We start from the raw sequence: 26653 nt of genomic DNA on the forward strand, positions 1-26653 counted from the left end.
AAAACATTAGCCACAGAGCACCATGGCGCGGGCCGGATCGATGGCGATCAGACCCGCCAGTAGCGTATCCATCTCAGGCATCAGACGGGCTTTATCGGATTCGCTGCGACCGGCTTTCAGGCGCAGCAGTTTCAGGCGGCGAGCCTGGACTTCAAACAACAGTGCAGGTTCCCAGTCTTCCAGCGTCAACTGCGGCGCACTGGTGGTCAGTTCGCCAAGAAGATGAAGCGCCATATCGTTTCGACCATACTGCTCTGCCACCCGGGCCATCAGCAGGCGTATCAGCCAGCGATGGCGTGGTGTGTCCATCCCCGGTCGGGACTGGAGCCAGGCAAGCGCCGCCTCAGGTCCTTCCGCGTCACCTTTTTCCATAGCTTCGGATTCAAGAAGCAGCACATCGTCAGACTGGCTATTAACAACGGTGGCCGGTTCATCACCGTACAGCTGGCCTTCCTCATTCACTTTTTCAGCGATCCAGGCGGTGGTGACTTCATCAGCGAAGGAAGTTCCGTCATTCCATGCCAGCCCTTCAAGGCCAGGAAGGCGCTGAAGAAGAAGCCGCAGATCGAGAAGGACGGAGTTTGTCCAGGCATCCCACGGGTGACCGGCATGGCTGAGCCCCTGCCAGAGATACCACTGGAGATCGAGCCAGAAATGATTCACTCCCTCGCAAAACATCTGGCTGGCCTGCTCAACCAGTTCAGTCCAGTTTTTCTGAAGGTAGAGCCGCTTGAGTTGAGCCCGGTACTCGGCCTTCGGTGGTACCAGACGGGTGCGCCCGCTACTGTCCAGCGGAGGGATCTGATCGACCGTATCCCAACGCACGGTCTTTATCAGCCGGTGAGACGCCAGCCAGCCCTGCGGCTGCTCGCTCAGCCAGCGGGAAAGTAACTTTGCCTGGTCGAGTAAATCGCGGCCGGATTTTACCGCTGACAGTTGTGGTGAATCCGAGTGGGCAGCTTCACGCCCGTGCTCCTGAGTACTGCTGTTCTGGGGGACCAGCGCTTCCATACCACCCGAACGTGCCAGGCGGTTTTCAAGCGCGGTACAAATCCCTGCAAAGGACGGTTTCTCGGCTTCCGGCCAGTCTGCCACTGTGGATTCAAGCAGGCTTATGGCTCCCGCCGTCAGACCGGCATCATTGCAGTCGACTTCCGGCCATAACAGCAGTGCATCAATCACTTTTACACTGTTCAGCCACTCCAGCGCCGCTTTCCGGGCAGTGGGGCGCCGGGGATGGCAGGCCTGCCCGTAGCGGGTCAGCATCGCAGCAAGAAGCAGTAAGCCTTCGGACAACCCTTTTTCACCGTCGCGACTGAGTCGGGCCTGCACGTACCAGGTCACAACACGTATGTCTTTGGCACATTCGCAAAGACACTTCTGGGCCAGCTCGCACAACAGCGCTGAATCAGTACCTGAAATCTTATTGATCTCTTCACGCATCAGCTGAAAATTATCATCGTATGCGGGGTCATCCCCGGTTTCAGACCCGGAGGTGAACGGGTGTAGCCAGTTATCCCAGAGTGGCAGGGCATCATTTGCCCGGGAGATAAGACGCTGTCTTTCTTCCTGGCTGGTGGCGCAGGCATTTAACAGATCTTCCGGTGAACTCATTCTTTATCCCTTTTGTTAGTCTCTTTCATAAACCTCACAACCGCTTCCAGAGAATCGTCGTTATGGGCTATTTCCCCATCGTTACCGGCGCTCTTCAGCGCCAGCCGCGACGCTGAAGATAGTGTCGGGCAGCGTGAATCCCTGAAGCTTCAGTAAGGCAAGCGGACCGTCGCCGAGCTCGCTGCGCATGACGAACTTCAGCGGATTCCCGTCCGGGGTGATCCACACCAGTTGCGTCCGGCTGGCATCAAGAGGCGTGATCAGGGCTTTGTCCAGCAGGCGAATGAAGCCCCAGTTGCCCTGGTGACTGACGTAGAGTTGCATACCACTGCTTACACTACGCCAGCTGAGCGACACGCCTGGAAAGTAAGTATTCCCAAGCCAGGTGAAGCTCTGCCAGCTTTCCATCTGATTGAAGTAATCCAGGTTCTGCTCATCGAGGGTAAGCTGCACTCTGGCAACATCCCGTGAAGGACGCGCCATCAGTTCGAAGTGAACCCCCGCATCGCCCTGAGAAAACACGATATCTGACAGGTCCGCCAGCTGATTAATCGCCCGGAGAAAATCCGGGCTGACAACCATTCCCTGGCTTGCGGAAGGATCAACGACCCAGCGACTCCCCTCCTGGTGGAGGATCCCGCCAAGATTAGTTTTCAGAAAGGTAGTGATTCGGCCCGAGTCGCTACGCAGGAACTGAGCCAGTAACGGCAGGGAGGCATCGCTGCCGGTGGCTTTAAACGGGTACCGCCCCGCAAAGGCCTTGTTCCACTGTTCGACAATGCTTGTCTGCCAGCGGGCATTGAGGCTACCTGCAGCCGGAGCAAGTATCTGTCTCCAGGCCAGATCCAGCGGTTGCACAAACAATGACTGGCCGAACCCGTTCCACTCCTGACCCAAGCTCGCCGCCACCAAACTGCTATAGTCACGCGTATCGGTCAGATCGATAGCTTTACCCTGGAACACAGTCTGGGCCAGCATCTGCGACATAGCCTGCGGATCCGGGGCGCTGGTGACCTGCTGAAGCTTCAGCCGCACCTGGGTAACGCGGGCCAGCCAGGACTGGAAACTAAGGTTACCGTTGGTACCCGTGCCCTCTTTACCTTCCATGAATCCCGTCAGTGGTCCAAAAACATCCTCCAATGGACTTTTCGGCCCCTGCGCCTGCTCAATGAACTGTCGGGTATATTTTTTCCGGCCAACCAGTTTTTTCGCTGAATCCACTATCGAATCAGCCAGTGCCTCACCCTTCTCTCCTGTTTTTCCTTGCCAGGCCAGCGTATTCATCAGGGCCACAAGCGGAGACTGACGGATATCACCGATCAGACTTAGCTGGGCAATGGCTTCAGAAAGAGACGTGGCTTCCTGCCACTGAATACTGTTGACCATGTTCAGCCAGGCATTACCAAAATCGGTAAAGTAGCGTTCTGTCAAGCGGGCCTTCAGCGCCTCCGGGGAGATATCACTTCCTGCCTGGTGCGTTTTATCCGTCAGGACCCAGTCGATTTCATCACGTCGTGTCTTGACGACCTCGTTAATTGCATCCTGGACCTGCTCTTCCCAGGCCTGGCGCGTAAACATTCCGGGGACGATTTCGTCAGTGCTGAATACTGTTGAGGCATCGGTGTCGCCGGTCATATCTGCAAGCGTCAAATCAGGCCAGTTGCTGGCCACGCGCTTAAGCATGTCCTGATATAACCCGGACTCAGCGTTCCGCTGGCCAATCTGCTTGAGCAGGATCTGACGGACCGTGCTTATTAATTCAGCGTCAGGCTTAATTTTCCATTCCGGATGTGCCGGGAGGTTTTGCGCATAAAAGCCCAGTAGTTTTGGGGCTATGTCCTGCCATGTGCCATCCGGCACATTCTGGCGTTTCGGTAAGGCTTTCAGGACGTTTTTTGCCAGCCAGCTAGCGTCCGCTTTATCCGGACGGGCCAGCATCAGATAACTTTTGAGCACGTCGTAGGTATGCTGTGTGCCCTGCGTACGTGCATCGCTGGCTGGAGGAAGTTGCACAAACGCATTCAGCTGCTGCCTGAGACTATCTGCTGTGGCATCCCTCATCAGCTGCGCGTTGTTTTTCGCATACAGGGGCCAGAATGCGGCCAGCGTATCGCTGTCCTGATTAAGACCAAAACGGGTGTACCATGGAGCGCCGGTCGCCTCACGATGTTGCAGACGGGCAATAGCTTGCTGGAGGACGAGCTGGTTGTGCAGGCGTTCAGCAAGTGGTTTTGCGGTATCCGCTGCCTGCCTCGCCGTTTCCTGCGCCTGATAAATCTGGGTACGGTTAACGATCAGGGACAGCAGGGTACCAGCCCCCCACAGAACAATCAGGGAAAGCAGAATTAACCGCAGCATCTTCAGCCAGTCGATGCCCAGCTTCCTGCCGCTGATGGCATCACAGTCATCAATGACGGCTTTCCATGTCGGTGTGTCGAGGTGCGTGTTCGGTACCGTTCCGGCAACGGCCAGTTCAGGGCTGAACATGACACCGCGTAAACGCCAGGCCGCAGATCCCTGCATCAACCCGCTGAGCAAAACAGTCAGACTGGCTTTCAGTTCGTGTTGCAGACGGGAAGATAACTGAAGCAGGCCGTTATGGGCCGGATTATTCTGTATTTGTGCCATACCGGCTTTTTGCAGGCGCTGAGACAGCGTAGTCAGGGCCTTATCCGCCTCTTTTACAGTGCCTTCCGGTCCGAATATCACCCCTGTCGCAGCCGTTTCCGCGTCCTGCTGAGCACCTGTAGCGTTGTCAGTCAGCCACAGCCAGACAGGCGCCTGCCAGCCCAGCAGGTGGTCGGCTTTCTGTCGGCAACGCAAGAAGGCATCCCGCTCGCTGTCCGTCGGGAGGGCTGAGATACTCATCACCTGAACGATGCCATCAACCGGCAGGCCGGGGCGCAGACGCTTCAGTTTTGAAAGGAAGATCTCATCCGGAAGTGACTGCGCGTCACCGCCATAAATCAGGACGTTACCGTCACCTTCCTGCCACAGATCATGACACAGGCCCGGGGCCGCTTTCTGGACGTCGTCCGGGTTGCCCATCACCAGCAGGAGTCGCACTTTACGCTGCCAGCGGCGTCCATAGCGAAACCGCAGGTGCTCGGACACCGCGTCTTCGCTGAAGACCGGTTCTTCGTCGTCTTCTTCGCTGGCAATAGTATTCGTCACCGGAGCGGCAATCTGAGACTTTTTCTGCCCCCAGTGGAAATACAACCCGGATTTACCGGCGAAGTCGAAAGCCTTCTCAGTCAGCCAGCCTAGTAAAAACAACGCAGCAACCATAACGGCGCATAATGTGAGTATGCGCTGGCCATCATAGGGCCCGAAGCCGGTGGCAGAGGCCACACTTTCCGGAAAGGCATAAAACAAAAATGCCACGATGACCGTCAGGAAAAAGGCGACAGTTACAACGGAGCCGATGAGAGTTTTTACTTTTACCTTAGACATTCCTGGGCGATTCCTTGCGAACTTCTTCTTTGGTGATGACGGCGATCCAGACGTCGTCTTTGTCAGCGGTGGGTTGTGCGGCGATAACCTGCGGGCCATTATCGTTACATGCAGCAGAGGCAAGAATAATAGCAAGCCAGGGGGCGGCGCATCTGGCATATCCCAGAGCGGGATCAATACCATGATTGTCTTTTGACAAGCTGAATGTCACCCCGTGATCTTCACAAGCCATATTCCATCCACTTCCGCCTGAAAGGACTGGTCCTGTATACCAGGCTGCTTTTAATATTTCAGGGGCTGTTGCGGCCCATAAAAGTGCCCTGTCCAGCGTTTTTATAAGCCCGGTTTCCAGGCCCCTTTCAGGGCGGTGGAGACATACGGCATCAGGATAACCAACAGCCTTACGGTTGCTGAGCACCACAAGGGTTATGGCATCGGCGTCGCCTTCATCAGGCTGCGCTGGCAATGAAAACGTTACTCCTGCAAGGATGCCTGGAGTATCCCAGCGCTGGTCCAGCCAGGCATCAAACCCCGCCAGACCTTTGCCCGAAAGGAGCCTGAAAACCCGCGCGGTTTTGGTAGTGAGTTCATTTCTGAAGTGCTCCTCCAGTTTGGGTCGGATATCCTCGTCACAGTCCAGCATCAGGCAGCAATGAACATCCTTCGACAGAGTGTCGGTAATTTTTTGTACATGGGAAACGAGTGTTGACGTGGCGGAGATAAGTTCTGTATCCAGATCTGTCTGAAAACTGGCTAAGGCTGCATACCTGACAGCAGCTTTGGAACCCCGTGGCGTTGAGGCCTCTGAAGCTGGAACGGTATGATTAAGTGCTTTCACCAGTGCACCAGCACTATTTCCTGAATAGTGTTGAACGTATGTATCGAGTATCCAGGCATAGCGCTGGCCCCGACGAGTTTCGCGATCAATAAGCGCTTCGCGTTCCACATTCCGGGACTCAGCCCCCACCTGCTCTGCTTTGTATGCAAACCGGCGCAGGGAGAAAAGCAGTCCCCAGAGACAGAAAGGCAATCCCAGGGCAGTAAACCAGAAAATAAAGCCAGTGCGTTCTGTCGTCCAGTTCCAGAGCGTTAGAGCAATCCCTACTGACATGACAAATGCCAGGAACAGCAGCCATCGGCGGGTATCAGGTCGTGGAACCTTCGCCGCCTTTTCAGGGATGGTATCAAGCAGGACTGGCATACTCAGGCAACCCTGGCAGGAGCAAAAGAACTGATCAATGTGCAGCCACAGCCACATCTATGACCGTGACAGGCAACCGGGATCCCGTTATCAAGATAATCAGGGTTGCCTTCGATGATAGTTGTCGGACCATGTCCCGGTATCGGGCAGGAAACCATATCTCCTTTACGCGCCACGCCAATCCCACCAAATATCATGGTGCCAGAACAGGTCATGACTGAACCACCGTGAGTGGTCTTGTCGCCTTTTCGAATAATTTGCAACATTTGTATCTCCATTAATTTATTGCATACAGGATAGAATAAATTAATATTTATTACTCAAGTGTATCAGTCTTGACCCAGGAAATAAGAGGGGAACCTTTTTATAAATTTTATGTTTTCCTGCTAGGAACAATGATTCTCAAGTATGTATTTTTTACAGAGATCGCGTTTTTATACTTAAATGAATTATTTTTTTGCATTATAATCAGATAAATTTAAATTATTGTCTAAAATCGCATTGGTATGAACATTCCCTTTTTTATCATATGTATATCCATATACTTTATAATAATCACCTTCGTCCATGCTTCCTCCCCAGAAGACCAGACCAATGATATTCATTCCTGAATTAATATCAATAAAAATAACAAATTACCTCATTAATAAAACCAAACACCAGGCGTTTTTTTGTGACACGACTAAGATAACTAATATTGTGTATCCGATTCGATTACTACGTCAGCACTATTATTTTTATACTTAATGGAATAGCGGACAGACTCATTTTCTTGTTCAATTATTATCTCTAGCGTGTTGCGATCAGTCCATTGATAAATGGTATATCCTCCATCAACAGGGTATTTAATATTTTTACTCGGCAACTTTTCCTTTAACGCATGTTGATAATGACTGAGCGCACGAATATTGGAATACACTTCAGCTATGGATTTATGACTAAACTGACAGCTATATTTACTTCTTCCATCGTAGGCCGCGCCTACCGCAGCGTCTTTACAGTATTGCCAAAAATCAATTTTATCTTTATTCCCCGAAGTTACATTCCCAGTTTTTTTCTTCATGAACACCACATAGTCTTGTTCAGAGAAAAACAAATTCCCCTTAGCCTCTATGAGTTCACTGTACGGTTCGGGACATTCTTCACCAGGCCTGAGAGATGTCAGGACAATAATATCATCCGTCAGAGGCATTCCTTCCTGTGAAAATAGTGCCTTATACATTGCCACCGTATCTTTAGAGTAAAAATAAGAAAGCAATGTTTTATTTATTCTCACGAAATTGATAGAGCAGATATTTCCTTTTTCCAGTAGGGAATTCTGAATGGTGAGAATGTTTGAATCAGTGACGATCTCAACCTGTCGAAACTGCGTTGTCAGATTGCGAACCCTGTCCGCATCCGTCATTCCTAAGACAGTAGAACTGGAGACTTTATCAAAAACCCATACATCCTTTGCCTCACTCACCTGGATACGAGCGCTAAATGATAAAACAAAGAGGATGTAAATCCATAATAGCTTTTTATTCACAATAGCATTCCTTGTATTACATTCTGTCAATGAGAAGAATCATAAACATTGTTATTGAATAAATCCCATTCTTTCCTACGGCGCGTCACCAGGCCAGTGGTACCGTCATTGGTAATATCGAGGAATTCGTCCGCTGCACCAGCATAATCTCCGCTATTAAGTTTCGATTTGAGTAAAGGTGCTTTGCGTAAGGAACCGAGATTGAACAAAAGGCTTACCAACGCATCAAACTCGTACTGATAGAGATTCACCGTTACTGAACTCTTAAGTTCATTTACATATGTGGGCAGTCTTTCTTCAAAAAGTTCATCGGCGCGGGCACACGTGATGCCGTCTTTAAATTCGTCTGACAGAACGATATCCTCACACTTGCGCCTTGCAATTAAGTGACCATAACCAATGGTGCAATAGCCCTCTGAATCATTATAAGGTTTTGACTTAAATGACTCCCATCCTTTGATAAACGCTTTTCCTTCATCTGAAACCTGTAACTGGTTTATATCAATCCGGTTTCCATTTTTGACATTTTCACTGAAAGTGTTCTCGTAACCTTCGCGCAATATTTCCAACGGATCACGTAAGTCATTTCGTCTTCTGTAAGGGAGATCTAATGTATTGTTTGGAGGCGATTCAGACTCATTTCCAGGATAGTATTCAAAATGTAGCATATAAACAGTCTGCCCCACTATAATGCTGGGATGCCTGTTTGTTTCTGGAGAAATCATTAAACCTGTTTTAGCTATTATACTACCTTGACTCACGTTATCCCCTACATTAACAGTAATACTATTAGGATCAACCTCTCCATAACGTGCAAAAAAACGTCTGTTATCATTCGTTTTATGCTCGATTGTTATTTGTGATGTTCCCATATAATAAGCTGTAATGCTTTTGACTGTTCCGTCACAAACAGCGACAACTTCTGTCGAAGGTTCTGTATACAAATCACGAGCAGCATGTTTACGACTCCCTCCGCTTCGATTTCGACCAAATATGGCCTGAGAGGCATTGCTGTCACTTAAAGATGCAGCCCAGTAATAATTTTTCCAGACTCCATTAATATCATTCTTCGGTTTGACTTTAAGCGGAAATATAATCAATTTCTGATCGTTTGAGACAGCATCTAAAAACACTACCGGATGCATATGCCACGGCTCCGGCCCCAGTGCCACACCTTTTTCCGATACTACCTTCATCCATGTCATCTTATCCAGAAACTCTTCCAGATACGTTTTCCACAACGGTGCATCTGTGGTTAAGGTATCCAGGTATGTCTTCCACAGCGGGTCATCCTTGCCGTAATACCATTCACTGGCGTGCTTCGCTATCACACGGTACAGATGGTCACGGTAGGAAACATTGTGGATCGCCTGAAAATACTCCTGCTCCGAGTAATCCCCGTCCTGGTTACTGTCTATCATCTCCAGCAATCGCTGGTAGTTATATTTGTTCAGGGCATGAGTGGTGCGCGTTTCATCCTGTGCCGCTTTATACAACTGCTCCAGAATACCCTTCACCACGTTATTCGGTTGTTTTATTCCATCAATCAGGTCAAAACTTTCCGGAGCCTTATTCAGTGTGACAAATCCGAGCTCACCAAGCGCATACTGCGATACTTTCTGAACACTGGCTGCGGCCAGCCAGCCACCTTCAGGACGTATCTGATAATATGCCGCATCCTTGTTACTGCTCAGCGTATTCCCCTCAGCATCAACGCCAGGGACTTTTGCCAGTGTCAGAATACCCGATATCTTTGTTTTACGACTGCCCGCAACCATTCCCCGCTCACCCTTTTCAAACAATGGTGCATCAGCTTTCCAGGTCAGATACACCGGCGCATCCTCTCCTGCTCTTCCGGGATTAGTGATGAACTTCTCCATATCATCCATGCTCAGGCACTCTATATGTACCTGGTAGCGCGAGCGTTTGCCGTTTTCTTCCGGTAGCTGATAAAAGCCCATATGCCCAAGACTGTCTCCGGCATTGACCAGTACAGGCGCTGAAGGTACATACACATCATTAAAAACGGGTTCACTACCGGATGCTGCCGGTGCAACCGGCGTCAGACTGTCGCCGTCTGATACTACCCATACCCGGTCGCCCTTTTTCAGCTTATCCTTATCCCGGCCCAGCGTGACCAGACTGAATGTTCTTGCTGCATCGCCAGGATTCTTACCTGGACGGATGACCTGCTGTGCGGTATTACTGGGTTCACCGGATGCCCGTTTACTGGATTAGCTTCATATAAAAGATGAAGGGATAGCTTTTATTCCCTGTTGCATTTGACCATACTCCTTTAAATTTCCCATTGTCTAACAGACCATCAAACGTTTCTATTCCTTCAGGGACAGAGGCTGACAGCGTCAGCTTCTTACCGTTCCGACGACCGGTTACATTTATTTTCTTCTTCATTTTTTCATAAAAATAAAAACCAGAAACGTTATTGTTATTATATTCGAGATACAGGCCTATTCTGAATTTTTCGTTTAACTTACCTATGTAATTAGTTGAGTCAGATGCAATATCACAGTCACTTAAACAACCAATATCATTCAAATTTATAGAATCAATATCTTTATTATCAAGCAAAATTACAGGAAGCTGTTTTTTTTCAACACCATTAATAAATTGCGATAGATGAAATAAGATATCACTTCCTATATATTTATTTGGGGTGTATGCTAACTTAACTTGATTAACACATAATTCTGAGGCCACTTGTAACAATAAGCCATCTTTTTTTTCAGGGATTTTTCCTGCCGATGTACCACATTCCTTGCCAGACCATTTCTTTACGTTATTACTGAAATCAATAGAACTCTCAATATAATAATATGTTACAGGTGAAAGGACTTTGTTTTCATACTTAAATGTAATAAACTCTATAGCCTTGGTGTTATCAAAATACTCTTTTGAAAAAACATATCTGTCTCCATACTTTTGCAAAGAGACATTTTCTGTCGTTTCATTCATATCAAAATAAGGGAGTATTTTTTTCCATTTTCAGTATCTGCCAATTCAACTTTGTAAGATACATCATTAATATTCCGTTCCATTTTCATAAAAACATCGCAAGAAGTACTTCCCTTTAGAGAACAGTCAGTGACATCTAAGTCAGCGTCTGCATGTACATAAAAGGAGCATAAAGATAAAACAAGGCACAATGCACTACTACATTGTTTCATTTATTATCACCTCAAATAATTCAGCGTAATCTTTAAACTCGTCAGCTTTATCAGGAATACCATCTCGATAACCATTAATGATTAACCTTGCATTAAAGTAATCCTTTTTACCTGCTCCCAAATAAGTTTCTAATGTATGCCCAGCCCTGAAGTCACCATCTTTCATACCTTTCATCATAATTGAAACAGCCGTGCTAATTTCAAGACAAAGATCTGGATTGGTAACTATATCAATACCTGTTAATGATTTGAATTTCTCATAGGCAATTTTCCATGTTAACTGAACCAAACCACGCCCGCGATATTTATACCCATCACCAATATCTGTGTTGTGGTTCAATATAGCTCTTTGTCGGTTAGATGCCGTTGGACCTGAACCATAATCAACTTCCGCCTTGTCATATGAAATATTTTCACTAATTGGTTTGAAGAACAATTTCTGTCTATAGGCATAAGACTCTATTCTTATTGTAGCAAGCATATAAGAAACAAACTTTTCATTAAAATCGTAAAAATTCTCATAATATTGATTCTTCATTTCATTTAAAAGATTTCGCAATGACTCTTCAGAGTCCGGAGTCAATTCTGGGATTGTTATTTTAGTTCCTCGATCATAGAACCCAAAAACTACAGAATGTCTTTCTTTATACTTTTGAATGAATTTTTCGATATCAAACCATTTAGATGAACTATTCATCGCCTCCAAAAATATTATTGGATGCATATGCCACGGCTCCGGTCCCAGTGCCACACCCTTTTCCGACACCGCCTTCATCCACGTCATCTTATCCAGAAACGCTTCCAGATACGTTTTCCACAACGGCGCATCCGTGGTTAACGTATCCAGATAGGTCTTCCATAATTGATCGTCCTTGCCGTAGTACCATTCACTGGCGTGCTTCGCAATCACACGGTATAAGCGGTCACGATAGGAGACATTATGCACCGCCTGAAGATACTCCTGCTCCGAGTAATACCCGTCATGGTTATCGTCTATCAACGCCAGCAATCGCTGGTAGTTATATTTGTTCAATGCGTGAGTAGTACGGGTTTCATCCTGTGCCGCTTTATACAACTGCTCCAGAATACCCTTCACCACGTTATTCGGTTGTTTTATTCCATCAATCAGGTCAAAACTTTCCGGAGCCTTATTCAGTGTGACAAATCCGAGCTCATCAAGCGCATACTGCGAAACTTTCTGAACGCTGGTCGCCGCCAGCCAGCCACCTTCCGGGCGTATCTGATAATATGCAGCGTCCCTGTTACCGGTCAGCGTGTTCCCCTCAGCATCAGCGCCGGGAACCCTTGCAAGCGTCAGAATACCCGATATCTTTGTTTTACGACTGCCCGCAACCATTCCCCGCTCACCCTTTTCAAACAATGGTGCATCAGCTTTCCAGGTCAGATACACCGGCGCATCCTCTCCTGCTCTTCCGGGATTAGTGATGAACTTCTCCATATCATCCATGCTCAGGCACTCTATATGTACCTGGTAGCGCGAGCGTTTGCCGTTTTCTTCCGGTAGCTGATAAAAGCCCATATGCCCAAGACTGTCTCCGGCATTGACCAGTACAGGCGCTGAAGGCACATACACATCATTAAAAACAGGTTCGCTACAGGATGCTGCCGGTGCAACCGGCATCAGACTGCCGCCGTCTGACACTCCCCATACCCGGTCGCCCTTTTTCAGCTTATCCTTATCACGACCCAGCGTGACCAGACTGAACGTTCTTGCTGCATCGCCAGGACTTTGGCCACTACCACTAGATAATACATCCGTTAAGGTAGCATATTCTTAAAATATTCCGTTTCTTCCTTGTAACCTTTAGTTAAACAATTATTGACTTCAGAAATTTCCGCATCAGTACCATGTGATTCTGATGTCTCCAGTAAACATCTTTTTTCAATGGTAATATCCCATGACGCCCTAAGGGAATCAATTAAATGTTTTTTCTCTGGGTTATCGTTCGCTTGATTTTGTTGGGCTTGCGTTAATAACGATATAGCATCCTCCTTCAATCTTTCGGACTTGGAGTTAATTTCCAACAATTGTTTATTTTCAGCATCATTAAAAGCAGCAAAAACATTTAATGAATAAAAAGTAAAAATGCAAATCAACAACACTTTAGTTTTCATAAAAAGAAATCCTTTGATTAAATCTTTCTTCTGGAACATTTAGCCAATTGCTTCGGGTAGATAAAACATTACCGAACGAGTTTAAATCCCCTGAATATGCATACCGTTGCATAAGAGATCTGGCATGGGGTGTATAATCACCTCTATAGCGGAGATCAATAAGTACTTCTTTTATTTTCTCTGGTATATCGTTCCATGCTTGCTCTGGTGTTGCTTGAGGATTTGGGTGATAGACACGAATCGTATTTAGCTTCTGGCATATTCTTTTAACATCGTCTTCTAGCCTTTGATAACTAATCATAAACATATCATATTGCTGTTTTCTGGTTATCGTAGAGTTCCGTATATCTTCAGAAGCTGAGTTAAACCTTGATTGGGCATCTAGCCCAGATAAACCCTGAGAACCGACAAGCCAAGATTTTAATAGTTTGGCAATACCTATCTGAGTAAGGTCAGCATTTGCCGTAGTTTGTTGTCCAAGATCATACCCACGCCCAATTGTCACACCTGATACTCCGCCTGGCCAATGAATTTTACGACTAAACCATGGGCTAGTATTAATATCATTTCCCTCAGCATCGAAAGTAAGCTGCCCTTTCGGTACTTTTAACCAATTAAGAGCCATCTCATTTTCGTCCATCATTGAACTCAAAAACACCATCGGATGCATATGCCACGGCTCCGGCCCCAGCACAACGCCCTTTTCCGACACCGCCTTCATCCATGTCATCTTATCCAGAAACGCTTCCAGATACGTTTTCCACAACGGCGCATCTGTGGTTAAGGTATCCAGGTATGTCTTCCACAGCGGGTCATCCTTGCCGTAATACCATTCACTGGCGTGCTTCGCAATCACACGGTATAAGCGGTCACGATAGGAGACATTATGCACCGCCTGAAGATACTCCTGCACCGAGTAATACCCGTCATGGTTATCGTCTATCAACGCCAGCAATCGCTGGTAGTTATATTTGTTCAATGCGTGAGTAGTACGGGTTTCATCCTGTGCCGCTTTATACAACTGCTCCAGAATACCCTTCACCACGTTATTCGGTTGTTTTATTCCATCAATCAGGTCAAAACTTTCCGGAGCCTTATTCAGTGTGACAAATCCGAGCTCATCAAGCGCATACTGCGAAACTTTCTGAACGCTGGTCGCCGCCAGCCAGCCACCTTCAGGACGTATCTGATAATATGCCGCATCCTTGTTACTGCTCAGCGTATTCCCCTCAGCATCAACGCCTGGGACTTTTGCCAGTGTCAGAATACCCGATATCTTTGTTTTACGACTGCCCGCAACCATTCCCCGCTCACCCTTTTCAAACAATGGTGCATCAGCTTTCCAGGTCAGATACACCGGCGCATCCTCTCCTGCTCTTCCGGGATAAGTGATGAACGTCTCCATATCATCCATGCTCAGGCATTCTATATGTACCTGGTAGCGTGAGCGTTTGCCGTTTTCTTCCGGTAGCTGATAAAAACCCATATGCCCAAGACTGTCTCCGGCATTGACCGGTACAGGCGCTGAAGGTACATACACATCATTAAAAACGGGTTCACTACCGGATGCTGCCGGTGCAACCGGCGTCAGACTGTCGCCGTCTGATACTACCCATACCCGGTCGCCCTTTTTCAGCTTATCCTTATCCCGGCCCAGCGTGACCAGACTGAATGTTCTTGCTGCATCGCCAGGATTCTTACCTGGACGGATGACCTGCTGTGCGGTATTACCGGGCTCGTATGAAAGCGGAAAATCGGCTACCAGACTGCCTGCATTTTTATATTGGAGAACATCGTCACTGCTCAGATAGTACGCCCAGTTTGTACGCGAAGTGCAGTTCACAACGCCTTCTGACTCATTAGTGTAAGCCAGAGAACATTTTGCCCACCAGGACGGAACAGGCACCGATTCTGTTGCTATCAGATACCCCTGGTCTGATACCGTCCAGATTCGGGTGCCTGCGGCAAGTGTTTCTCCTTCTGTATTCTTCGTCTCACGGGTAATGGTTACTTTGGTAAACTGACGCTGGTCGCTGCTGCGGGTCACAATAGTGTCACTCAGCGTGACTACGGTGTCTTTCCCCAGTTTTCCGGCTGCGCGCCCTGCCTGCAAATCTTCCGCACTGGAGTAATAGCGCTGAACGCCAGCCACTTTTCTGTCCGCCAGGCTGCCCTGTTGTTTATAAGCAGCATAAGGCGCCAGATTCATATACAGCGTGAAAAATGTCAGTCCGCTCTCTGCTGTATCACCCGGCTGGATATAATGTTTCACCAGCACAAAAGAGGTCGAAAGGAACAGTTTTTCACCGCGCCATTCAATCGCAGCACTCTCATAGTCCTTACTGACGCGCCAGGCAACTATCTCACCATCCGCCATACAACGAATAAATTGCTCCCCTTTATAAAGCTCACGACAATACTCATTCTCAGCTTCGCTGTCAGTACTCAGGGCGCACCATGGAATAGTGGTATCAGTAATATGGATACCGCCATGCCACATTCCCTGACTTCCCACCAGATACAGTCCTGAGCTTTCTCCTCCGACCATCGATAACAACTCTTCCACAGAGGAAAAGGGATGACCATTTTTGTTTGACGGTACGGGGTAACTGATTTTGGGTAGCTTTGCTGTCATAAATAACCTTCCATGCTATTCACTGGTCCATTTGGCGGAATTTTTTGTCGTAACCGTCACGTCTGTCATTTTAAAGTCCGGTGTCTCCAGTGGCAGATTGCTGCCACTTCCAGGCACCAGATAGCTCGCGACCTTCATCACCATCATCCCCTCGGAACCATGCTCAATCCCGTTCTTACTCAGCCTCAGGTAAGACCCACCACCGTTCAGTGTCAGGGTTTCCGGGGTGCTGATAATAATTTCGTCTTCACTACTGGTCACCGTCAGCTGCTTTTCAGAAAACAGGGCCATCGTGTTGTGCTGAGCCTGAATCTCGATGTCTCCCTGGTTGGCAACAAGCTTTGCCCCTTCTTTATGCACAAACAGCCCAAGCGCTTTTTCAACGCTCACCGACAGATTTTTCATCGCACCGATATCAAGATGCTGACCGGCATTGATCATGGTATTGCGGGTGCTGCTGAGCTGAAGGTGTTCACCTGAGGTCAATGCTACCCCCTGCGGCGCGCTACCCAGCAGCACCGCTGACTGGAGGTCTTTGATTTTGTCGGTCACGAGACAAATCTGGGTATTGATGTCACAGACCAGGGCTCCGGCGGCTTCAGCGGCGCTGTTCAGGGCCTGCATCTGGCTGTTGGCCTGGTTAATCTGATTGATGGCAGGGGCCATTTCCAGCACCGGCCCCTGGGCTTTGGCCTGGGCATCCGCCGTCAGGAACAGCCCTTTTGCCGCACGAACCGCGCCATGCTCATCCGTTCGCAGTTCAAAACCGGCCCCGCGTTTTTCACGCTGACCGTTAACCAGGTGTCCCAGGTTCAGCTGCGTTTTGCCGTATTCCGTTGCGAGCTTGATATGCTCTTCCTGGCGCTTATCCTCCATCCGCAGCTTATTGTTCGCCGGGGTACGCCACACGTTCCGCGTATGATTGTCACTGGTGACATGGTCCGGATGTTCTGAATCATGCAGGACATAGGCGATGTAGGGACGATCCGGGTCTCCGCCGTCAAAAACGACGGCCACTTCCGTTCCGTCGATAAGCGGGGAGTGGAATCCGTAGGTATCACCGGCATAGGGTTTAGCCAGTCGCAGCCATAAATAGGCATAACCCTGTGCAGGACTGCTGCGGTCAAAGTCCAGTTTTACCCGGTAACGTCCTTCCGGGTCGAGCCAGGAATAAGTGTCGCCTTTCTGCGTGCTTTCCACCCGGGCAGGCAGCGAACCGGATATCACCGGACGACTGAGCAGTGCCGGACGCCAGCAGACGGTTTCGCTGTAGGGGATGCCCTCAAACGTCAGCGTAAAGCTACTTTTGCGTGAACCGCTGGTGCGCACCGTGGTGATGACGATGCCTTCTTTGACGGCATCGGGAAGCGTTCCGTCCGTTTCCAGTACCTGACCCGGCGCCAGATGAGGGCTGGAGGAATGCCCGCTGACGCGATACTGCGCGTTCAGAATGCGCTCGTGACGCAGACGGGCGAAATACGCCCCGGACTCTGTGCTTTCACTATCACCTGCTGTCAGGAAGGGTTCCGCATAATGGTACGTTTCCCCGGTGGTGATCCCTTCCTTACTGAAAATACTTTCGGAGCTGTCCTGAGGTTTCAGCGCTTCGCGGTAGTTGTAGTCCCGGGTGGCCACACTTCCGCTCACCACATTGTATACAGTCTGAATATCCCAGATGCTCTCCTGCCCGCTGTCGCTCATCCCGGCCTGGTTGCGCAATGGCAGGGTGACACCGAACTCATACTGCTGCTGGCTGTCCTGGAAAATCACCACGTCCTGCTCAAGACGGCTGTCCATTTCATAGCGCCAGTAAATACCCACCTCCGCCAGCAGGCGCTGGATAAACTCAAGGTCAGTTTCCCGCCACTGGGTGATGAGCTCCCGGGATGGATATTCCCGGGAGAGCCGGAACTCAAAATCGGGTCCTTCCAGACCGTGTTTACGCAATACCTGTTCAACCACCTCAGTAACCGACTGATTGAGGTAGATCTCGCTCCCTTTCGTATAGTCCAGAAGGGCGATACGGGGAACGATCGTCAGCGCGTAGTGGGTATCATCATTCGACGTGGACACACGGCGAAACGACTCAACCACGCCGAATACCGTCCTTACAGGCAGGGCCGGTGTTCCGTCAAACATCGGGGTCTGGAAGGTAAATGACGCGGGTTTCAGCAGTAACGTGTCACAGGCGATATCTTCAGAGGAACAGGTGATCGCCACGTCATAGCGCCAGGGCTGACTGAGGGATTCAACCGCGCTGTAACGCAATACATCCAGGAATTCCGTGCAGCCATGAACGTCAACACGATACCGTGACTGGCCGATCAGCTTTTCTGTCAGACAGAGTCCTTTATTCATCAGTGATCCACTCATTGCCGCGTTCCTTCTTCCTGTTCGTCAAATGTCAGCACGATGCCTTCTTCCTCATCCCTGGTAGGGCAAGATTACGAGATCCCGTAGCCCGCAAGGACTGAAGTAAAGTATTCTTTGTCCATCGCTGTACTTTTCATCTTTCTCTTCAAATCCGCCTTAAATTCTTTGAGCTGGATGTGTCTTTAGCTTAACGAGTCGCACCAAAGCTTTCCGGAATTATTTATAATGGGATTGTAGATACGTCTTGATTTCTGCTGCATTTTTATATTTGAAATGTAACTCCTCACCATTAAACTCTCCATTAAGGCCATTAAGATTCTGGTCTTTTTTTATAGAAGGATTTATAGAAAGGTTATTAAGGGAATAGTTATAACCATAAACATGATACGCAGTTCCATTTATCTTTTCCGCAGAGTGCCGTTGCTCCCATGAAATTAATACAATTACATTTTTATTATTTGTTTTAGTAAAAAAATGTTTCCACATGAGGTTCACTACCATCGACCTCATAAGACTCCACTTTGATACTATTACCATTAGTTTCGAAATAAAGAGCTAATGGATAATTAGCATCATGCTCCTTCTTAATATAAACACTATCATTAGCATCTAACTTAAATGGCCCTTGTACTATGTCGGTTTTAGCTAGTGCATAAAAGTGACGTAAAAACGCCCCGTCCGGAAGGATACAAAACGGTCGCCCGCCTTCAGGCTCTTTCTCGTTTTTGCCGGAGCAGGATATGTCCCGGACTCCCCGTTGTCCGGCGCCCCCTCGGGTAACCCATCTTGCCCGTTTTTATACTGGCGTAACAGTATGCCACTGTGACCGTCCCTGACTTTATAGCAGGGAGATTTAGGGTAATCGGCTATCGGTGCCAGATGCATATACAGGCTGTAAAACTCCAGCCAGCCCTTTTCCTTATTGCGGGTCGGGTTTATGCTGCGATTTCACCAGCACAAAGCTGCTGCTGTAGCGCAGCTGTTGTCCAAATGACGCTCAAACAAAAAAGACAGTGAGAATAAACTAAATACTTAGATCCGCACACAACATGATGTCATCAGTAGCTATATTTTTAATACTAATATATCTTACCTTACACCATTTACCATCCTCACTAATAGATAACAAGTTAACCTTATCTCCTTTAACAAGGTAAGATTTTTTAATTCTGTACGAGGAGTCATAAAAATAGGATTTAGGTTTTATGACACTTATCGCTGGGTACGATGAGCATTGATTAGCATCAGTTTTCTTTGGGACTGCTTTATTTAATTCAATCTTACCATCTAAAACTCTCTCACTCATAATGTCAACCCCCTCTAATTCCTTGTTGTATATAACCCATGGAGAATTCACAAAAACCTCACACGCACCGTCGCTATTTAAAGAAAAAATTGAATAATCGCCATCCAACAATGCTTGCTTATTACTATACAATTGGTATATCAGTTTATTTTTGCTATTATACATAACAATAGGTAGATATTTTTCCTTGCCGCTTAAGATTAAGCCTGTATCTATAGAATCTATGTCACTTTCAGTTTTACCTACTTTGCCCTCAATAAAATTAGCGTAATTTTTCGCTGGCGACATATCTAAACTACAAACACCCTCTTTAGCTAAGATCCCATTCTTTTTACTTTTTACACTTAAATACAAGCAATCAATGATGAATTTATTTTCGCTATATTTCAATGTAGCATAAACGGTAGAGTCATGAAGAGATCTGCTATCAGCTATAATTGCAGGAGAACCTGAGAAAAAATCAAATAAATAGGATGGATTACCCGCATAATCCTCATTAAATTTCAATGCATGTTTTTTACCGTCTTTTTGTGCATAAATTAAATTATTTAATTTATCATACCCATAACTTACCGAGCTATCCGCAAAACTAAGCATGGAGCATCCACTAAAAAAAAACATTAACAAGAAAATATATTTATTCATGTTTAAAGTCCATGGGGAATAGAGGATGTATTTTCTAAAATAGATTGGAATTTCTTGGCGTAAGAAGCTATTAATATTTTTTGATCACTGCCATTGATAATTTTCCGAGCATTTTCATAATCCATTTCTCTATTGCTTATGTACATAGAGAGTTTTTTTTCCAGTGAATATACCTTCCTCCATACCCCAAATCATAATTGGCACAGCATGTTTAAAATCAGCTGCAAGTTCTGGTTGATTCACATAATCCACTCCAAATTTATCTTTCGCTTTCTGATAGTTATTTTTCCAGGTAAGATGCACACAACCTCTACCTCGATACTTATATCCATCCCCCTGCTGCGCATTGCCGTTAGCTATTGCTCTCTTCTTTAATGCTTGTGTTACAGCAAGTACTGGATCGTATTTATTAAAATAACTCACACTACCTACTTCTGGCTGTTCACTAAAATACTCACCGGTTGGAAAATAATATGTCTCATGCCTCGCAGTAGCTAGCATATACGAAATACCATATAAATTCGGCATATACTCCATATGGTGAGGGTAAAATTCATTTATACTTTCCAAAATTTCTCGCAAGTTATTTTTTGAACCTTGGGATAGAATCGGCGTACCCGGAGCAAAGGAAACATGTTCGTTTTCATACTGGGCAATAAAAGTATCAACATTAATTAGTTCTGATTTATCTTTCAGAGAATCCAAAAACACCACCGGATGAAAGTGCCACACCGCCTCATCCTTATTAAATGGCGGCACCTTACTCATCCATTCCAGATCTGCCTGCCATTTCTCACAGTATTTCACTTCCAGCGAATCCAGATCCTTATAAAATCCTTCCCAGCGCCCTGTCGAACGGCCACCACACCATTCGCTGTGATGTTTGACTACCAGCCGGTTTACCACAGCCTTCACCAGCGGATCACACACTGCCATCGCCTGCCTGATTTCCTCAGCCGTCACTTTTCCATCACGGTTGCAGTCTATCTCAGCCATCAGATCACGATAGAATTGCGGCACCAGGCCGTACTGATAATCGGCTCCCTGTTCCGCAGCCTGGCTTATCGCGCCAAACGCCGCAGGAACCCAGCTTTCATACGGACTGTTAATCACATCACCGCCACTGTCTTCCTCCAGCGCCTGAAACCCGAGTTTCAGCAGGTCGTACTGACTCACTTCCTCCACATCACTTTGCGGGAGCCAGCCGCTTCCGCTGACCTTATACCACCCTTTTTGCGCTTCATCCGTAACAGGCGTTGCCGACTTCCGGGGAAGCAGGCACTGTGCGCTCAGTCGTGCTGATGTCGCTGTAAAGACAGGTTGTCCCGTCGTATCCTGCCGGATAAACAGGGCTTTTCCCTTTGCCGCCAGAATGGAGCGTTTATCACCTTCCACTTTTTCAGGGTTGGCTAAAAATCCCGGCATGTTCCGGTCTGTACTCAGCACCTCCAGATGCGCGAACCACTCTTTATCCAGCAGGTTATTTCCTTCACCAGGCGATTCCATACATCCCATAAATCCGACAGGCGTTCCGGCACTGGCCTTCCATTCTTCCGTTTCGCCCGTTAGCACTACAGAGTCAAAAACGCCTTTTTGTTTCGCTCTCTGCATCCACTCCGGCATCAGCCCCTGTATTTCACCATCCGGCTCCACCAGTTCCGGATCCAGCGTTACCCAGTACTGTTCTTTGCCCTGAACATCATCTTTCAGTAAACGGACCAGACCAAAGGTTGTCAGGGTGGCTATGCCATTCTGCGTGACGTAAAAACGCCCCGTCCGGGAGGATACAAAACGGTCGCCCGCCTTCAGGCTCTTTCTCGTTTTTGCCGGAGCAGGATATGTCCCGGACTCCCCTTTGTCCGGCGCCCCATCGGGTAACCCATTTTGCCCGTTTTTATACTGGCGTAACAGTATGCCACTGTGAAGGGACGCAGAGAGCTCTGGTCGGGTGCGAACTGAACGAGGCTGCGCATCCAGCCAGCTCAGGAGTGACTGCCAGACGGCATCCATGTCCCATTCATAGCGGCGAGCGAGAACGGTCAGATCACCTTCTCCCTGCTCCAGCAACTTTAACAACCAGTGCTCTGGCGTAATTTCTGCATGTGCTCGGGTCTGACATAAAGAAGCCGCCCCCTCCAGTGCTCTGGCGCAATAAGGGTTAAGTCGTCGTAGCAGGACTGCTGAATGATGTTCCATGTCGTTCCCTCTTGTTCAGGCACGCTACCGCCCCTGGCCGTCAACCAATGCCCATAAGGTTCATGCCGATAAATTGTGAGACTGTTCTGCAAAGAGTCCGTCTGACAGGCGCTGTGCGGAGCAAAACAAAAATGGCGGACAGAGAGGAGTCTGTCCGCCAGGGGCTTACGCCGTGGTACGTTCGTTCCAGGAATCGGAATGAATGATGTTGCCGTCTTTGTAGGTCCAGGTGATTTTTTCGTAGCGCAGCTCGATCTGCTCAAGGTGGTTATGCTTCTCGAAGGAAGCATCCTTGATGTCGTGCATTTTCGGTGCGACTTTCACCAGCTTGACGTTTTCCAGTTTGGTGTTGAAATATTCAACTTCCTGACCGGCGTCGTTGATTTTGTACCACTTGAACTCAGCAGACTTCAGGGTCTGACCGGTGGTCACCGCTTTGTACAAATACGGGCTGGAAGAGTCGATTTCTTTGGTAAACAGGAACGGCGTGTGTATACGGGTTCCGGTCAGTTTGCCAGTGTTGTTATCCGTCGGGATATACAGGGTGTGTTCCTGAGCAACAACTTCGATGCTTCCTTCGCGATCTTTCACATCTACGGAACCTTTGATGTCAGCGCCGCCGTCGTCTTTCAGCCACAGATAAACTGGGATTGCCATGTTTACTTCTCCATTTCTTGAGTTGAAACGTCACGTACATCCTGTGACGTGTGCTTTGCGCCTGGCAGACGACAGGCGTCAGCCTGCGGTACCAGGCTGATCTCGACACGCCGGTTATGCGCGCGACCATCAGGCGTATCGTTTGATGCAATCGGTCGGCTGTCACCGTAACCCTGCACGGCAAAGCAACTTTCCGATACGTCCCCGGTATCACGCATCCAGTTACGGACGGCCTCAGCCCGTTGTAAAGACAGGGTCTGGTTGAGCTGAATGCTACCGGTATTGTCTGTGTGGCCGCTGACCACGATCAGCCAACCTGGCTTGGTTTTGATCCCCACCAGTGCGTTGACGAGTATTTTGGTTGAGCCATCTTTGAGCGCCGATTTGCCGGAATCAAACAGCGACATGCTGTCGAGTCGTACAATTTTCGTTACCGGTTTCGGTTTAGGGGCGGGTGGAGGTGTCCAGGTATCGATAGCCTGCTGCAAGGCCAGCCACAGGCGTTGCCCCGGGTAATAACCCAGGCTGTAACGTAAAGGCTCTCCCTGACGCTGCCAGCGTTCAAGCAGGAGCGCATCCTGTTTCAGCGCGGCCAGTGATTCCGCTTTAGGCCGGTAATGATCCATGGGAATGGCATTCCAGCGCTGTAAATCGGTACTCACCTGACGGATAAGGTCACGATTATTGAGCGCAGAAATACCCAACGCCGTCAGAATGCACAGCAACATCAGCAGAACCAGATGACGGGTACGCTGCCCCCCCTGTACCATCGACGCAAACGGCGCCAGAAGGGGCAGAACAGAATCCGGGAAAAAACCTGTCGGAACTGAATGCCCGGATTCTCGGGAAAACTGCAAGCAGGTGCGGGAATAGAGCCAACCATACCAGACGGACTGAATCTCTGGATTGACTACGCCGAGGCGCATGGCCACGGAAAATGCGCGCACAGGCGGCATCAACCGGTCAGGTTTCTCCAGCTCATCAGTCAGGGTACTACGAACAAAGGCAAATGCCTGACTGACCGCTGGCAGCGCCAGGATATTGTCTTCCGCCTGCTGCCAGTCGATAAAAGCCTGCTGCGAATCATTTACCGGACAGACAATCGGCTTATCATCCCGAACGATTATCCAGGGCGTTTCAGGCCCGGAAAATTCTGCACTCAACACAACAGGCAGTGTGAAACCCGTCAGGGATTTAATCTGTTTACACTGCTGGCGGAGCGTTTTCAGTGTGGAACGAAGAACGGCGTCATCCTGATGATGATCTGGCAGGCAGCGGTACATCACCGAGAGCTGACCGACCTGGCGCGGGAATTGCGTCTGGATACTGCGGACAACGTCGGTTAACCGGTTGACGTCACCGGCCCGCAGCCACCATCCCTGGGCTGTTTTACGCAGAGGACTTCCCGGAAACAACGCTTCCAGCATGTCACCACACACCAGTACAACGGGTCCCCGGGTGTCGTGTAATGGCAGTTCAGCAGCCGGGAGGGTAACGTCGGATACTGGCTCCTCACGCCGAAGATTTTTAAAAACATACCAGCCTGCCAGAAGGAGAATCAGCAGAGTGATCAGGCCTTTAAAAACGTTGCCAGCCGGGATGAAATACCACAGCAACCACAGCACCGTGGCAACGGCTGCTAAGGTGTGCAGGGCTACCGGAATGATGACTGATCTACGCATTAGCCGTGCAGCTCCGGTATTTGTGCTGACAACAGAGCCTGAAGCCACAGATGGCCCCCCCACCAGATAACCCCGGTAAGAATGACGGCGAGCACTATCCAGAACCAGACTGAGCGTATCAGACTCCAGCGATGTTTCCCCATCCGGTGAACAACCAGAGACAGGTCTGCATCAGGCGGAGAAACCCGCTCGGAAAGGGCTTTCACTACCTCATCCCGCTGCGACTGGCTGACCGCCTTCAGGCTGTATAATCCTTGAAAGCCCAGCGCAATCACACGGTGATAGCAGGTTAAAACGGCCGGATTCGGTGAGGGCTGACGCAGAATCTCTGCAATGCGATCCCATAACGCTTCACCTGCCCGGAGTGAGCCAAAAAAACGGGCCTGCAGCGGAGCTTTACGCCAGGCCGCCTGGCCTTCATCAACTTTCGGCGCCTCCCCCTGTTCGCCTTGTTCGGGCTTGCGGCTCATCACCGTTTCGTCCAGCAGGGCACATTGTGCGTAGGAAATATGCTCCACACTGGCGTCGTCATAACCAGCACGCTCCAGCGCTTCCCGCACACTTTCAACCTGTTTAACGCATTTATTGTAAAGCGCAGTACCATCAAGCGTGACGGCGCCTTTCTTAAGCATGGTGACGGTGAGCCACGTCTCCGTCATCAGCTGGTCGATATCGATATCCTGTCTCATGAGCGCAATACCGCAAACAGTTCTAGTTCCAGGGCACCAAGTAACTCAGGCACATAGAACATACACACCCCCTGCTCCTGCATTTCATGCGCAGCGGGGCTTTCCATATCAAGGGCGAAGTACTGGTTTTCCATGCGTACAGGTAACGCTGCCGGGACCCTGCTCACCGGGATCAAAGGGATCCCCTTGAGTGCCACACCATAGATCTCGCGGACATCATCAGGTGAACCCGCCTGACAGAGTGCAGGGAATTTCTCGGCGACCTGCCAGGCCGGAATATCCGAGCGCACAGAGAGATAAAGGTCGGCCTCTTCACGCAGGCGGATATCGTGGAGGCTGGCCTTCCAGGTCTGTCCGTCCGGTCGGGACATTTCCAGAGCAATGACCCGGGATGGCAGACTCGCTTCCAGCAAACCCGTTATCAGGTCAAACAGCGGTGGAAATGCGTTGGCCGGTTCCTCGTGGTCATAGCCCGGTATGGCGTCAAGATCATGGTCCAGAGAAAAAGTCAGCATACTGCCTGCCAGACGAGCGAGCTCCGCCCACACCTGTTCTGGTGAACGGGAAGGAAAACGTTCGTATTCTGTCAGCACTCTGGCGTGAGAATTCAGTGCATTCAGCAACCAGAAAAGGGAAACATCGGCGACGGCAAAATCGGCGAGCCTTTCGTTGCTTTCACGACGCATAGTCATCAGACGCTGGCGTCGGGAGCGTAACTGGCGATTGAGCAACACCAGACGTTCGCGAAGGACCGGGCTTGCCCCAAATGAGGCGACTGGAGGAATAAAAGACGGATCCTGTCGCCACGCATTTTGCCCATCCCGGATCAGTCTTGCTACCGGGCAGACTTTCCAGGAATCATTGCTTTCATGGGCAAACCGGATGGTGAAATTAAACCGGGCAACGGCCATGGACTCTTCTTCAGAGCCAAAGGCATCCTGCAATGTCACCCACTCTTCGCGATAGCGAAGCGGCCGATCTGAATTGACGCCTTCCAGTTCAATGTTGATCACACCTGGCTGCATGTGAGGCAGGGCAATGACGACAGTTACCGCATCACGGCCAGCCAGCTGGCTGGCATCTAACTCACGCGGCGCCGGAGGCAGATCGCTCCTTTGCGCATCAATAAGAGTTCCATCTTCTAGCCAGAGGCGTAACTGCGTAATCTGGATCAGGCCGGACGAAAGAAGAGTGTCATTAAACTCAATCTTTTCCACACCCCAGGGGAATGGGGATGCCAGCGCTGATACGCCGGCACTGCGAAAAGACTCCCATTCAGCCTGCTGCTGGAACTGTTGAGGAGACAATAAAGCCCCCTCATTCCACAGTGGACGATAAATTTTCATCCCTGAT

General features: G+C 49.0%; 16 protein-coding genes and 1 pseudogene. All 17 read right to left on the reverse strand.

All coding sequences use genetic code 11. The annotated features are described in order from the left end of the window. Positions 1-6 precede the first annotated feature (6 nt). Positions 7-1614 carry a type VI secretion system protein TssA gene (tssA, locus tag K7H21_RS15845; RefSeq protein ID WP_142445344.1) on the reverse strand — a complete coding sequence of 536 codons (1608 nt, stop codon included), beginning with the start codon at positions 1612-1614 and terminating at the stop codon, positions 7-9. A gap of 81 nt (positions 1615-1695) precedes the next feature. Beyond that, positions 1696-5067, reverse strand: coding sequence for an ImcF-related family protein (locus tag K7H21_RS15850; RefSeq protein ID WP_223035211.1), 3372 nt, complete (start codon positions 5065-5067; stop codon positions 1696-1698). Continuing rightward, positions 5060-6268, reverse strand: coding sequence for a hypothetical protein (locus K7H21_RS15855; protein WP_223035212.1), 1209 nt, complete (start codon positions 6266-6268; stop codon positions 5060-5062). The genes K7H21_RS15850 and K7H21_RS15855 overlap by 8 nt, the downstream gene beginning before the upstream one ends. A gap of 2 nt (positions 6269-6270) precedes the next feature. Further along, positions 6271-6534, reverse strand: coding sequence for a PAAR domain-containing protein (locus tag K7H21_RS15860; RefSeq protein WP_223035213.1), 264 nt, complete (start codon positions 6532-6534; stop codon positions 6271-6273). 425 nt (positions 6535-6959) lie between these two features. Continuing rightward, entirely contained in the window at positions 6960-7796 is an 837-nt protein-coding gene (locus tag K7H21_RS15865; RefSeq protein WP_223035214.1) for a hypothetical protein, read from the reverse strand. A gap of 26 nt (positions 7797-7822) precedes the next feature. Continuing rightward, positions 7823-9757, reverse strand: coding sequence for a glycoside hydrolase family protein (locus tag K7H21_RS15870; protein WP_228751056.1), 1935 nt, complete (start codon positions 9755-9757; stop codon positions 7823-7825). 265 nt (positions 9758-10022) lie between these two features. Then, positions 10023-10769, reverse strand: a complete 747-nt coding sequence (locus K7H21_RS15875; RefSeq protein WP_142446086.1) for a hypothetical protein — start codon at positions 10767-10769, stop codon at positions 10023-10025. A 198-nt stretch (positions 10770-10967) separates the two neighbouring features. After that, positions 10968-12644, reverse strand: coding sequence for a hypothetical protein (locus tag K7H21_RS29020; RefSeq protein WP_228751057.1), 1677 nt, complete (start codon positions 12642-12644; stop codon positions 10968-10970). 116 nt (positions 12645-12760) lie between these two features. Beyond that, entirely contained in the window at positions 12761-13117 is a 357-nt protein-coding gene (locus K7H21_RS15885; protein ID WP_142983432.1) for a hypothetical protein, read from the reverse strand. Beyond that, positions 13107-15752 carry a lysozyme family protein gene (locus K7H21_RS15890; RefSeq protein WP_228751058.1) on the reverse strand — a complete coding sequence of 882 codons (2646 nt, stop codon included), beginning with the start codon at positions 15750-15752 and terminating at the stop codon, positions 13107-13109. The genes K7H21_RS15885 and K7H21_RS15890 overlap by 11 nt, the downstream gene beginning before the upstream one ends. Before the next feature lie 15 nt (positions 15753-15767). Next, positions 15768-18125, reverse strand: a complete 2358-nt coding sequence (locus tag K7H21_RS15895) for a type VI secretion system Vgr family protein (RefSeq protein ID WP_223035215.1) — start codon at positions 18123-18125, stop codon at positions 15768-15770. A 1024-nt stretch (positions 18126-19149) separates the two neighbouring features. Next, entirely contained in the window at positions 19150-20076 is a 927-nt protein-coding gene (locus K7H21_RS15900; protein ID WP_142445353.1) for a hypothetical protein, read from the reverse strand. A 1932-nt stretch (positions 20077-22008) separates the two neighbouring features. Then, positions 22009-22272 (reverse strand): annotated as a pseudogene (locus K7H21_RS29375) (Clp protease N-terminal domain-containing protein); the annotation flags it as partial. Positions 22273-22437: 165 nt separating this feature from the next. Continuing rightward, the gene (locus K7H21_RS15915) at positions 22438-22929 is read right to left on the reverse strand and encodes an Hcp family type VI secretion system effector (protein WP_001007312.1); all 492 of its coding nucleotides are present in this window, start codon (positions 22927-22929) and stop codon (positions 22438-22440) included. 2 nt (positions 22930-22931) lie between these two features. Further along, positions 22932-24611, reverse strand: coding sequence for an OmpA family protein (locus K7H21_RS15920; protein ID WP_223035216.1), 1680 nt, complete (start codon positions 24609-24611; stop codon positions 22932-22934). Next, positions 24611-25300, reverse strand: a complete 690-nt coding sequence (gene tssL / locus K7H21_RS15925) for a type VI secretion system protein TssL, short form (RefSeq protein ID WP_142445356.1) — start codon at positions 25298-25300, stop codon at positions 24611-24613. The genes K7H21_RS15920 and tssL overlap by 1 nt, the downstream gene beginning before the upstream one ends. After that, positions 25297-26646: a type VI secretion system baseplate subunit TssK gene (gene tssK / locus K7H21_RS15930; RefSeq protein ID WP_142473406.1), complete on the reverse strand. Its 1350-nt coding sequence runs from the start codon at positions 26644-26646 to the stop codon at positions 25297-25299. The genes tssL and tssK overlap by 4 nt, the downstream gene beginning before the upstream one ends. Positions 26647-26653 lie beyond the last annotated feature (7 nt).

It is taken from the genome of Klebsiella sp. CTHL.F3a (genome assembly GCF_019890895.1).
GTDB lineage: Bacteria > Pseudomonadota > Gammaproteobacteria > Enterobacterales > Enterobacteriaceae > Klebsiella > Klebsiella grimontii.